The sequence below is a fragment of the Chitinophagales bacterium genome (assembly GCA_020636495.1).
Classification (GTDB): Bacteria; Bacteroidota; Bacteroidia; order Chitinophagales; family Chitinophagaceae; genus UBA5543.
Map to the genome: position 1 here is coordinate 17,536 of JACJXQ010000008.1, position 13,216 is coordinate 30,751.

Genomic DNA, 13,216 nt, shown 5'->3' on the forward strand with positions numbered 1-13,216 from the left:
TTCTAAAGTAAATAATTTATACAGTATTTCTAAACGTATATTTAAAAATATCATCAATATTTTCTGCCCGATGGGGTTGAAAGGCAGTTAATTAGCTATTTACAAGCCTTTCACTTCCTCTTGCTGGCGATCAATTTTTTCCCGGTTGGCCTTTTTCAGGGCGTGTAATTGCTCCATAAGGCCTGCATCGCTGATAGCCAGCATCTCTACTGCCAGCAGTCCGGCGTTGTGCGCCCCGTTTACCGCAACGGTAGCCACAGGCACATCATTGGGCATCTGCACAATAGACAAAAGGGAATCCCAACCATCAATAGAATTGCGCGATTTTACAGGCACGCCTATTACAGGCAGTGTAGTAAGCGCAGCCACCATACCGGGCAGATGCGCTGCCCCACCGGCGCCGGCAATTATCACTTTCAGCCCTTTATCCTGGGCTTTTTCACAATATTCATACATCCACTGCGGGCTGCGGTGCGCCGATACTACCGTAAACTCATACGGTACACCAAAGTTTTTCAATACGTCAGCCGCTGCTTTCATTACATCCTTATCAGAGCTGCTGCCCATGATTATACCTACTACAGGATTGCTCATACCGGTTATTTTATGCTGTTCCTTATTTCTTCCGCTTTAGATATAGCCTCAGATATGCTGTCACCATTTACGGTTATATGTCCTACTTTTCTGCCTTCCTTGCTGTTCTTCTTGCCATACCAATGCAGGTGCGCGTCCTTTGTGCCCAATGCTGCTTTAAATGTGCGTTCCAGCTCTTCTTTTTTACCTTCTGCAGGCTCTAAGATATTAATCATTACCGACTTTTTGTGCGCTGTAGTATCGCCCGGGGGCATACCTGTTATAGCGCGCAGCAGTTGCTCGTACTGCGAGGTTACACAAGCCTCTATAGTATGGTGTCCGCTGTTGTGCGGGCGTGGTGCCAGCTCATTCACTATCACTTTGTCATCCTGCGTCAGGAACATCTCTACAGCCACTATACCTACCAGTTCCAGCGCCTGTGCCGTTCTTACGGCCAGGTCGCGGGCCTGAGCAGCGTTGCGCTCTGTTATCTCGGCCGGCGCCAGCTGATAGTCCAGCAGGTTCAGCTTCTTGTTCACCACCATTTCAACGGGGTCGTAACATTTTATTTCGCCCAGTTCGTTGCGCGACACGATGACCGACAGCTCCTTCCTTATCTCTACCAGTTCTTCCAGCACGCAAGGCGCATCAAAGGCCTCTGCAAAGTCAGCAGGCGTGCGCAGCATCATTACACCTTTACCATCATATCCGTCACGGCACAGCTTCAGGCAGGCGGGCAGCCTGTCTTTGTAGCTTTCCAGCTCTTTTTTGTCCTTTATCAGCATACCGCCCGCCACGGGAATATCATGTTGTTGCAAAAACTCCTTCTGGCTGTATTTGTCCTGCACTATCCTTATCACCTGCGGACTGGGGTGCACCTGCACACCTTGTTTGGCAAGCTCTTCCAGTGCATCTACATTCACCGCTTCTTTTTCAATGGTCATGATATGCTTGCCCTTACCAAAGGCCAGTACATCATCATAATTCAGCGGGTCGCCCACCACGAAATTGCTGGTGTAGCGTGCTGCATTGGAATCCGTAGTTACATCCAATACATGTATATATATCCCGAAATCAACCGCGTGGCGAATCAGCATGGCGCCTAACTGACCTCCGCCAAGTACGCCGATATGTATTTCCTTGTCTAACATCAGGCTGCAAATTTAGCGCATGCGGGGGGGATAACCTATATATAAGGGCAACTCTTATGCAGCGGTGAGATTTGAAACCCCTACCTTTATTACAGACCAGAATACATGAGACACACCCCCGTCTATATATGCCTCATCTTGTCATGTATCTTATATACATCGGCACAGGCGCAGGTGTGGCCCCGCAACCGCGACTCGCTGCATTACAGGCTCATAGGCTTCAGCGTGCCGCAACACGAAAAAGCCACTACCTACACCCTCCAGGTTTTTCCTTATGCTGAGGACAGCCGTACAATACTGGCGTCAACACCATTGCTGCAGCAGGACGATACCGGCAACCACATCATAGCCACTGTGCCGGAGTTTGGCAAAAGCTATTGCTGGAGGGTGCTGTACAAAAAGCGTAAACATAAATACATCGACTCGACAGGCATTTTCTTTTTCACCGTGCGCAGCAATCCGTATTCCGATACCAACATCACCAAACTGCGGATACTTACCCCCGCGAGTGATGCGCATAAAGACCTCATGGTGTTCAACGACAACTCAAGGACGCTGTACAATATGCAGGGCGAGGCGTTATGGTTCCTGCCGGATATACCGGGCATCAGCAACAACAATTATAAGATACGCGACCTGAAGCTGACACCACAAAACACCATCACCTTCCTCTCGGCAGATATATATGCCTGCGAAATAGATTACAACGGGCATATGCTGTGGCAGGCGCCTGACGACGGCAAGGTAAGCGGAGAGAACATGGAACACTACCACCATGAGCTCACCCGCCTGGGCAACGGACATTATATGATGGCGGGCAACAAGACTATGCCACGAAAACTGCCGGAATACGTCAGCAGGCATACGTCGTCCGAAAGGAAAATATATGCCGGTGAGGACGGGTATTATATAGACACCGAAGCCGGAACGCTGATAGAATATGACAGTGCGGGCAACGTTGTATGGTCGTGGGTATCGGGAGAACATTTTAACGACTCAGACCTGTTCACCCCACTGCCCGATGGTAGTTTATTTACCGATACCCACCTGAATGGTTTTTTCTTCAACGAGGCAGACAGTGTGATCTACGCCAGCTTCCGCGACGTGAGTCGTATCGTGAAAATAAGCTACCCTTCGGGAAAGGTCATCAACTCTTATGGCAGCGGCTACTCGCACAATCCCGGTGTGCATGGCGATAGTTTGTTCTATGGGCAGCACGCATGCCGTATCAATAACGAGGGTAACCTCTACCTCTTCAACAACAATTACAGCAGGCGCACATGGGTGGGTAAGAAACCCCGATCGCATATTGTTATACTGAAAGAGCCACAGGGTGACAGTACAGAACCGCAACTACTCTGGAGCTTCAACTGCGATATAGACAGCTTCGCCAGTGGGCACTCTACACGTGGCGGTAATGTGTACGAGCTGCGCAACGGTGACATACTGGTGTGCATGGGCGCACCCAACAGGTATTTCATAGTGAACCGTAACAAGCAGGTAGTATGGAACGCACTGCTGGAACTGAGAAGAACACCCCACAGGCTCATAACACCAGCCTACAGGATGAGCCCGCTGTATACCGACCAGTTGCCGGGGTTACTGTACAGGTAATTGTGTACACGTCTCTGCGAGGCACGAAGCAGTCTCGCGGAATGTGCGCTACTTGTTGCTGTCTGCAATAAAGTTGTATATCCTTTCTGCTATTTCTTTTGCTTCTTTACTTAAGTCTGTTTCACTCTTAATATACTCCCCCACTTGTCTCAACGTCTCGCTGAGACCCCAGATAAATAAAGCATCCCGCTTCCCCTTACATCCCCTCCACAAACTCATGCATACTCATGCCGAAGGCATGGGCTAATTCGTACAGAGTGGTGACGGGCAGGTCTGTACCTGCTTCGTAGGTAGTGTATAGTTTATGTTACGAGTCCCCCTATCCCCCTGAAGGGGCTATTCAAATGAATTATTTCCGCACGAGTTGGATATGTACAATTCTAGACACCATGTCTCCCCTTCAGGGGGATAGGGGGAAAACCAATAAGTATCATCAATATTTTTTACGCGCACCCCTTGCTGTATGAAATACCGAAACAATTCGTACCAGTTTTTTACGTTTGTCTATACGGTAGATAATAAGCACAGGGAAAACGGCAACTAAAGTTTCCCTGTAGTACTTATATTTTGCGGGGAATAATTCAGGGCTATGCTCTATCGTCTCTATTTTACGATACACTTCAGCAACAAAACGGTCACCAAGACCTTTTTGCCTGTCTTCATACCAATTCCATGAATGAATGATCTCTTTAGCTGCCCTGGTAGATAGTATAGTAGTATATACTGACTTATCAGCCATATTTCTTTTTTCTCGCCTTATCTATTGCTGCAGACAGCTCTTCTTTACTCAGCCCTTTATCTTTTCCTGAAACAAGTGCCTCGTAACGTTCTTCCAGTTCGGCTACCATGTGTTTATCTTTCCACCACTCGCTGGCTCCTTCAATATCATCTTCAAGCAGGCGGTAGATAGCTTTCAGCTTTTTATCATCCGCCTCCCTGATGTAATCATACAATTTTGTCCGTAATGCAGTAGATGTCATAACACCAGTATTAATACTTGCAATTTACCGATTTCAGGCCAGGTTACCATACCGGCATTTAATACCCTCACCAACAAATAACAAAACATTACATCCTGCTTCCTTATTTTCAGGTTATGAAAATATCCGCTTATACTACCCTCTTTATCCTCATGTTGGTGTTCTTCACCAACATGCCCGTTACAGACTGTATTGCAGGTGAAGGAAACACTTCAACAACAAAAGTAGTTTCTGCCACAACCCAAACAGGTCTGCCATATGCCGTAGTTACAAGCCACTCGGGCAAAGGGATATATACTGACGAGCAGGGCGTGTTCGACGCAACTGTATTTCCGGCCGGTGACAGCCTAACCTTTTATTGCGTAGGTTATGAGCGGGTAACACGCTCCGCCGGGCAACTGCCGGGAACAATCGCATTGCAACCGCTGAGCCGGACAATGAACGAAGTGGTGATCAGCGCCAACACACCTGTAAAAACCATACCCTACCCCAAACGGGGTATGCCTTCTACCTGGTCCAGCAGTGTGGGCATGGAGCTGGCCACCCGCATTCCTTTTCCGCCTGAGGACAGCGGGAAGCTAAAAAAGCTGACCGAGGTACGCATCAGGATTAAGCAACTGAACGAAGAAAACCCCTGCAGGCTGCATATATATGCTGCAACTCCAGCAGATACACCGGGCGAGGAACTACTGACAAAAGATATCCTGCTCACAAAGAAAGACGCCAATCTTATTGCGTTCCGCAAAGACCTGTCAGGCGAAGATATTTATGTTTCATCCTCATCTGTATTTGTAGGTATTGAGTGGATAGGCCACACAAAAAGGGCCGAACTTAAAGAGCAAGGCAAACATATCCATACGGCACCCTTCCTGCGCATGACGCAATATATCCCTGAGATCAGAACCTATATGCGGTTCCTCGGCGGCCACGGGTGGCTCCCCGAAAAAGCCCTCCCGGGAGAGAAGAATCCTGCCAATATGGTCGTATCACTCAGCTACAGGTAAGCGCAAACTACCCTTACACAGTAAAACACACTCCTGGTCTCACGGGAATATCATCCCGCTATAGCTGAAAAGACGATAGGGGGAAAAAGCAGGTAGTACCAAAAATTGTTGCAAGTGAAGAATGTACGGCAACGACAAAAATATAGATACATTATTAGTAAAGTTGTAAGTGTACAAAACAGAGGTAATTTATTTTAGTCTCCCCGGAATATCATCCCGCTTCGGCGGGAGGGTGATAGGTGGAAATACGTTCCTCACAGGTCTTCTGTATAAGCACCCTGACAAATCGCACACTCTTCACTTATTTAAATTTGCATTTAATGGCAATTAATTGTATTTTTGCTTTAGTAAATAAACTCAGAGACTAGAGTATCATCACCATGCTACAAAAAAACATTATAAATAATATCTATACTCAGCCCGGCCCTCAAAGCCGGGCTTTTTCTTATTTGTTAAGTACAGTCAGCCTTCCCTTTTACTTAACATTACTTAACAGTTTGTTCTCAATAAACTCATTATCAGATATTTGCAAAGGTCCTGTATTCCCCTCAGTTAAACCCCCATTTCAGTTACTTAACAATTTTAACTTTTTTCTCTGCCTGCGTAGGGGTAAAGAACTCGCAGGGAGTCATCTTACTATGTATGCCATGGGTGAAGCAACTATCTTTGCGGGTAAATCAGTACAAAAGCACATGCCGGACATCGGTATAACTATACATAATACTGACACCACAGCAGTATTCGAACAGGTTTTTAAAGAGCACTTTAAGAATCTGCACGCCTACGCCTGCTCTATATTAAAAGACAGTGACGATGCGGAGGAAATGGTGCAGAACGTTTTTTATAAGCTCTGGGAGAAAAAGGACAAAATAGGCGAATTGCAGTCGGTACCGGCCTACCTGTACCGCTCCGTACACAACGAGTGTATGAACTTCGTGAAGCACGAAAAGGTAAAAATGGCCTACGAGGCGCATGCCGTACACCATGGTAACATAGCCAGCCGCCCAGAAGACAATGCCGATACCAAGCAACTGGAAAAGCGCATTGGCGAGGCCCTGGCAGACCTGCCCGAGCAGTGCCGCACTATCTTCCAGATGAGCCGCTTTGAAGAGCTGAAGTACAGGGAGATAGCAGACAAAATGGGCCTGTCAGTAAAAACGGTAGAGAACCAGATGGGTAAGGCCTTGAAAATATTACGAACAAAACTTGCAGACTATATCAGCGTTATAGGGCTGTTTTTAATAACCCTGGTAAACTAAACGAAAATGAACAGCAAACACAACCATATTGACGAGGGCCTGCTGGTAAAACAGTTGCTGGGCGAAGCTACAGAGGCCGAGCAGGCAGCAGTGCAGGCATGGATAGAGGCAGATGAGGCCAACAGGAAACATTACGAGCAGTTCCGCCGTGTGTGGAACGACAGTAAGCTACTGGCAGCAAAAAGCACGGTGGACGAGAACGAAGCATGGACACGCTTTCAGCAAAGGGTGAAGGCTGAAGAGCAACCAGCCACCAAAACAATACCACTCTCCGGCAATAAATTCAACTGGATGCGCGTAGCGGCTTCTCTGGTATTCCTTATAGGTTTCGGCTGGCTTACTTATTACACATTCATGGGCAGCACCACTACTTACATAGCACAGGGAACAGTAACTACCGAGACCCTGCCCGATGGTACGGTGGTAACACTCAATGCAGGTGCGTCTGTAACATTCGACAGCAAATTCAGCGGTAATACACGTGATGTTAAACTGGAGGGCGAGGCGTTCTTTGATGTGACCCCCAACAAGAAAAAGCCATTTATCATAACAACAGATAATGCCAGCATCAAAGTAGTGGGTACTTCATTCAATGTAAAAAGCTCAGAAAAAATAACAGAGGTGATAGTAGAGACGGGCATCGTAGAGGTAAGTAAAAAGAAGGCGATGGTAAAACTTACCCCCGGCGAAAAAACAACCGTATTGCAAAACAGCGAAAAACTGGTAAAAGAGAAAGTGGACGATGTGCTGTATAACTACTACCGCACCAAAGAACTGGTGTGTAAGAACACTCCATTGTGGCGACTGGTAAATGTGTTGAACGATGCATATGACGTGCAGATAACCATAGGCGACCCATCTTTGAAAGACAGGCCGATAACCACGACTTTCAAAAATGAACCGATAGAAAGCATCCTGGACGTTATCAGCCAGTCGCTGAATGTGACCATAGAGAAGGAAGGGAAATACATTACGATAAAATAATCCGGCAACGGGAATGAGACCTGCATTACGCTTAGTTACTATAATACTGATAACCATTGCACCCTTTGTATGTGGCGCGCAATCGTACCTGAACAAAGGTGTATCTGTAAAAGCAAAACAAAAACCCCTTGGCGAAGTGCTGGACATCATCGGCAAGCAAGGGGGATTTTTCTTTTCGTACAACAGCAATATCGTTCCCGCCGATAGCCTGATCGATATTGACGTCTGGAACAAGACGGTAAAACAAACCCTTGATGTTATTTTCAAAGGCAGGTTCGAATATAAAGTAACCGGTAGTCACGTTATCATTCAATACCCTTCGCAGGGACAATACTGGTATGTAAGCGGCTATATAACAGACGAGCTGACCGGGCAACGTGTGCGTGATGTGAGTGTGTTTGAGACCAACCAGTTGGTAGCCTGTATGACAAACGACCAGGGTTACTTCAAACTCAGGCTGAAAGAGAGGACACCAACTACCTCCATCGCTGTCAGCAAATCATTATATCGCGACACCTTCGTCAATGTCATGCCCGGTGTAGACCAGGAAGTTAAGGTGAGTATCAGCCCGAAAAACATTGAGCTGAACGACGTGGTCATCAGTAGTAAAGACAACTTTGTAGAAGGCACATGGTTCGGCAAGTTTTTCCTTTCGTCCAAACAAAGGATGCAGAGCCTGAACCTGAACAAGTTTTTTGTTGAAATGCCTGTCCAGGGTTCTATAGTACCGGGGTTGAGTTCTCAGGGCAAAATGGCCTCGCAGATGATCAACAGCTTATCCTTCAATCTTGTGGGTGGTTACACTGCCGGTGTAGAAGGTGTTGAGATAGGTGGCATATTCAACATCAACAAAAAGGATGTAAAATATGTGCAGATGGCGGGTGTACTCAACATGGTAGGCGGCGACATGAAAGGCGTACAGGCAGCGTGTATCGTTAATACAGTACTGGATACGGCAGTAGGTATACAAATGGCGGGCATTGGCAACGTAGTGCGCAAATCGGTGACCGGTGTTCAAAGCGCGGGTATATACAATCTTGCCGTTGGCCGTGTTAGGGGCACACAATTGGCGGGCATTCTCAATACGGCCATAGATAGTTTCACCGGGCTGCAGGGTGCAGGCATTCTCAACTCGAGTATACAAAAATATACCGGTGTGCAAATGGCCGGTGTGCTGAATGGCGCAATACAGGATGTAACTGGCTTGCAGGCAGCAGGTATAGTGAATGTCTGTGTGAAAGATGTAAAAGGTGCACAGTTGGCGGGTAATGTCAATGTATGTATCGGCACTATGCGCGGCATACAGGCAGCTAGCCTGGTCAACTATGCCACGCGCGTAAAAGGGGTGCAGTTAGGCCTCGTTAATATCGCCGACAGTTCATCGGGCGCAGCAATAGGGCTGTTCAGTTTTGTACTGAAAGGCTATCACAAATTCACCATCGCCACCAACGAGTCGATGCCTTATACCATGTCCGTAAAAACAGGTACCAAATGGCTGCACAATGTCTACACAGTAGGTTGCAATTTCGACGATAGGAATAAAAAGTACATGATAGGTATGGGCTTTGGCAGTGAGTTGCCGTTGAGCAAAAGGTTCACCATCAATCCCGAACTGACGGGGCACGGTATATACTTAGGTAGCTGGGAAGAACTCAACTCTATGGTCAGGCTGCAGGCGAATGTCAATGTACATTTCGGCAAGTATGTTTCTTTATATGCAGGCCCTTCATTTGTCATGTACTGGGACAACAAACAACCCAAAGTAGATGGATTTGCCACTGAGGTATTGCCTGCAGGGTATAAAAAGAATAACTACAGCACCGGTCTCAGCAGCTGGATAGGCTGGCAGGCGGGTATCACAGTTTTTTAAACGATCCGCATAGGGGTATACAGCCCCGTGGGTGTCATTATTTCAAATAGCAAAACAATGACATTAAGATCTTTAACAGCAATCGCATTATTACTTTCAGCTACCGGGTTGCATGCGCAGGAAGGAGGCAAGATAAAAGAAAGTAACGCTCATATTGGTTTTATCTACCCGCTCAGTACCAACTGGGTAGATGCAATCAACTATAAGAACAGGTTCTCTCTTCATGCCATAGCCGGGGTTTCTGCAGGAGAAGAAGGCTTTTGCGCATCAGGCACCGCCAATATCATCAGGTATGACGGCAATGGAGCGGTACTGGCAGGCTCCTGCAATGTGATACTGGATAACGCCAAAGGTTTCCAGGCAGCAGGTTTCGCCAACTTTATTAAAAACGAAGCTATCGGTATGCAGGCCGCAGGGTTTGCCAATATCACTGGTCGTGGCCGTGGTTTGCAGGCCGGTGGATTCGCCAACATCAATACAGGTAAATACCGCGGTGTTCAGCTTGGTGGTTTCATGAACCTGTCTAAAAAGATAGAAGGTTTCCAGGCAGCAGGATTTCTGAACGTTGCTGATAAAGTAACGGGCACACAGGCAGCAGGGTTTGGCAATGTTGCAGGCGATGTGAATGGTGTACAGCTATCAGGCTATTTCAACAAAGCCGGAAATGTGCACTCACAGGCATCGGGTTTCCTCAATATCGCGAAGAATGTAAAAGGCGTGCAGGTATCAGGCTTTATGAATATCGCTGATAGTTGCGATTTCCCTATCGGTCTGATTAACATCAGCAGGAAAGGTGAGAAATTTCTGGGTGTAACATTTGACGACTACTATACAACCATGGTTACATTCCGATCAGGTGGTAAATACCTGTATGGCATTGTAGGTGCGGGCGCCAACTTCAGTTATGCAGACCCTGTTTATGCTCTTGAAGCAGGTATGGGTGGACACATTCCTGTGGCTAAGCATTTCCGCTTTAACCTTGAATTGTCGACTATCTCTTTGTCCGACTTCTGGAACTCTGTGCAGGTGGATAATTCATTCAGGGTGATGCCTGCACTGAAGTTGGGTGAAAGACTCGAGATATTTGCAGGCCCGGTATTCCATTACACATTCTCAGACGACCTGCAATATTTCAACGCCAGAACCAACTACCTGTGGAGCAGATCGCAACCCGGCTACTACCAGAGTATGCACATAGGAGGCCTGGCAGGTTTGCATTTCGACATATAGGGTAACACTAAATAGTCAACGCTCATACTGTTCATCAATACATGACAGGTAGCACCGCTTTGCCTGTATAAAAAACCAGAGATCATGTTCAGAAAATTCATCTTATCAACACTGATACTATCCGGCATATATACAAACTATGTATCGGCTCAAGATAAAGAAACAACAGTAGTCAAAGCCTTTACACAGAAGGTACGCGGCCGTGTGCTGGATGCGGAATCCAACCAGCCGCTTGCAGGTGTGGTAGTCATCACAAAATCGAACAACCAGCTTAACGGCATGACCGATGGTGACGGCTATTACACGATACAGAATGTACCCATAGGCAGGCAATCATTCCTGTTTCAGTATGCAGGTTATGAGCCAGCCACCATACACGAAGTAATGGTAACATCAGGCAAAGAGCTGGAGCTGAACATTTCACTTACAGAACGCCTGCATCAACTGGACGAAGTGACCATAACTGCTACCAACAAAGACGGTAAGGCTGAAAATGAATTCGCGACCATCAGTGCACGTTCTATTTCTGTTGAAGAGACCAAACGTTATGCTGCAGCCTTTTCAGATCCTGCGCGGATGGCGCAGAACTTTATGGGCGTATCCAATGGCGGCGATATGTTCAATGGAATTATCGTTCGTGGTAACTCTCCCAAAAACGTTCTTTGGCGGCTGGAGGGAATAGAGATACCGAACCCCAATCACTTCAGCTCGCTGGGTACTACAGGAGGCGCAATAAGTATGCTGAATGCAAATGTGCTGGGTGTTTCAGATTTCTATACCGGAGCCTTCCCGGCAGAGATGGGTAATGCATTGTCAGGCGTTTTTGACATGAAGTTCCGTAACGGGAATACTGAAAAACATGAACATACTTTTCAGCTGAGCGCATTAGGTACAGAGCTGGCCAGCGAAGGCCCGTTTAAAAAAGGTGGCAGATCTTCTTACCTGTTCAACTATCGCTACTCTACCCTTGCGCTGCTGGATAATATTGTAAGCTTTGGCGGTGTACTACCTAAGTACCAGGATGCATCCCTGAAACTCAACTTTCCTACAGAGAAAGCTGGTACATTCTCAGTATGGGCACTGGGTGGGTACAACAGCGCTTATAAAGACCCGGACAAAGACAGCACATTGTGGACCGACGACAACCCTAATTTTGTACTGAAGGGAGATAATATGATGGGAGTTGCCGGTATCAACCACGTGTATTTCACGGGAAAGAATTCTTATATCAAAACTATCATATCAAGCTCATACGAAAGCAATAAAGAACTGGTAGATACACTTAACCCTACGCAGGATTACCGCCCCATTCATGTAAGCGATGAATCATTCATCAACAACACCTACAAGCTATCCATACTCTACAACACAAAACTAAACAGTAAGAATACAGTTCGTTTCGGAGCAATAGCGCAACAACTGGCTTACAGACTGGACAACAACTTTTATGACGAAAGCCAGGACGTATGGAAATCTGTACTGAAAGGAGACGGGTCCACACAATTTTACCAGGCTTACGCGCAATGGAAACATCGTATGTCTGAGCACATGACCCTGACAGGTGGCGTACATGGTTCTTACTATGCACTCAATGGCAAATACAGTATTGAGCCAAGGGTAGCCGCTGTTTACACTTCAGGCAAAAACACATGGTCTGTTGCTACGGGGCTGCACAGCAAGCCGGAACACATCTCTACCTACCTGTTCCAGAACAACCAACAAGGACAGGCTGCCACCTACCCTAATAAGAACCTCGACCTGCTGAAAGCATATCACGCCATTGCGGGATATGAAAGGCTACTACCATTAAAAATGCGATTCAAAACAGAAGTGTACTACCAGTACCTGTATGACATACCGGTAGAAAAAAACAGCAATTCCGGTTTCTCCATCATCAACGCAATGGATATATACTCGCTGTACAACACCAACCAATTGGTAAGTACAGGCACAGGGCAAAACTATGGTATTGACATGAGCATCGAGCGCCCGTTTGCAGACAACTACTACCTGCTGGCAACGGCATCCCTATTCAAGTCTACCTATACCGACTATTATGGCGATGTGTACAACACAACCTTCAACCGTGGTTACCAGTTGAACATTGTAGGAGGTAAAGAATTTGTAGTGGACAGGAAAGGCAGAAAGATACTTGGCCTGAATGGTAAGGTGTTATACAGTGGCGGGATGAGACAATCACCTATTGACATCAGCACATCAAGACAAACAGGGGAAACGGTTTATATACCCAAACAATACTTCACCGACCAGGTGCCTGCATACTATCGTTTTGACCTGGGTGTGTATTACAAGATCAACAGGAAACGCGTAACCCATAGTATACAATTAGATATACAGAACGTAACCAACAGGGCTAATTTCTATTACTCTTATTACGACAATAAAGCCGGGGCCGTCAAAACTGTTAACCAGCTGGGCATATTCCCTAACATCGCCTACCGCATAGATTTTTAAGCATTCACGCAAGCAGACCATGCATAGATGCCGCGCCGTATTCTTACCGTGCGGCTTTTTAAAGCTTTACTTTACG

General features: G+C 46.7%; 11 protein-coding genes. 7 read left to right on the top strand and 4 right to left on the bottom strand.

The annotated features are described in order from the left end of the window. Positions 1 to 99 precede the first annotated feature (99 nt). Both purE and H6550_00155 read right to left on the bottom strand, forming a co-directional pair. Positions 100 to 594, bottom strand: coding sequence for a 5-(carboxyamino)imidazole ribonucleotide mutase (gene purE, locus H6550_00150; protein MCB9044522.1), 495 nt, complete (start codon positions 592 to 594; stop codon positions 100 to 102). 5 nt (positions 595 to 599) lie between these two features. Next, entirely contained in the window at positions 600 to 1,724 is a 1,125-nt protein-coding gene (locus H6550_00155) for a 5-(carboxyamino)imidazole ribonucleotide synthase (GenBank protein MCB9044523.1), read from the bottom strand. A gap of 105 nt (positions 1,725 to 1,829) precedes the next feature. Between H6550_00155 and H6550_00160 the strand changes: the two genes are divergently transcribed. Further along, positions 1,830 to 3,338, top strand: coding sequence for an aryl-sulfate sulfotransferase (locus tag H6550_00160; protein MCB9044524.1), 1,509 nt, complete (start codon positions 1,830 to 1,832; stop codon positions 3,336 to 3,338). 433 nt (positions 3,339 to 3,771) lie between these two features. Here H6550_00160 and H6550_00165 read toward each other — a convergent pair whose 3' ends face one another. Together H6550_00165 and H6550_00170 are read right to left on the bottom strand one after the other, a co-directional pair. After that, on the bottom strand, positions 3,772 to 4,077 hold the full coding sequence (locus tag H6550_00165; GenBank protein ID MCB9044525.1) for a type II toxin-antitoxin system RelE/ParE family toxin: 306 nt from the start codon (positions 4,075 to 4,077) through the stop codon (positions 3,772 to 3,774). Then, positions 4,070 to 4,318, bottom strand: a complete 249-nt coding sequence (locus H6550_00170; protein ID MCB9044526.1) for a hypothetical protein — start codon at positions 4,316 to 4,318, stop codon at positions 4,070 to 4,072. The genes H6550_00165 and H6550_00170 overlap by 8 nt, the downstream gene beginning before the upstream one ends. A 116-nt stretch (positions 4,319 to 4,434) precedes the next feature. Between H6550_00170 and H6550_00175 the strand changes: the two genes are divergently transcribed. The 6 genes from H6550_00175 (at position 4,435) to H6550_00200 (ending at position 13,140) form a co-directional block, all read left to right on the top strand. After that, entirely contained in the window at positions 4,435 to 5,322 is an 888-nt protein-coding gene (locus tag H6550_00175) for a hypothetical protein (GenBank protein MCB9044527.1), read from the top strand. A 692-nt stretch (positions 5,323 to 6,014) separates the two neighbouring features. After that, positions 6,015 to 6,581 (top strand): RNA polymerase sigma-70 factor, encoded by a 567-nt coding sequence (locus tag H6550_00180; protein ID MCB9044528.1) that lies wholly within the window; start codon positions 6,015 to 6,017, stop codon positions 6,579 to 6,581. Positions 6,582 to 6,587: 6 nt separating this feature from the next. Then, positions 6,588 to 7,565: a FecR domain-containing protein gene (locus H6550_00185; protein MCB9044529.1), complete on the top strand. Its 978-nt coding sequence runs from the start codon at positions 6,588 to 6,590 to the stop codon at positions 7,563 to 7,565. 13 nt (positions 7,566 to 7,578) lie between these two features. Next, entirely contained in the window at positions 7,579 to 9,435 is a 1,857-nt protein-coding gene (locus H6550_00190) for a hypothetical protein (protein ID MCB9044530.1), read from the top strand. Positions 9,436 to 9,492: 57 nt separating this feature from the next. Next, positions 9,493 to 10,665 carry a hypothetical protein gene (locus tag H6550_00195; protein MCB9044531.1) on the top strand — a complete coding sequence of 391 codons (1,173 nt, stop codon included), beginning with the start codon at positions 9,493 to 9,495 and terminating at the stop codon, positions 10,663 to 10,665. Positions 10,666 to 10,749: 84 nt separating this feature from the next. Beyond that, positions 10,750 to 13,140: a TonB-dependent receptor gene (locus H6550_00200; GenBank protein MCB9044532.1), complete on the top strand. Its 2,391-nt coding sequence runs from the start codon at positions 10,750 to 10,752 to the stop codon at positions 13,138 to 13,140. Positions 13,141 to 13,216 lie beyond the last annotated feature (76 nt).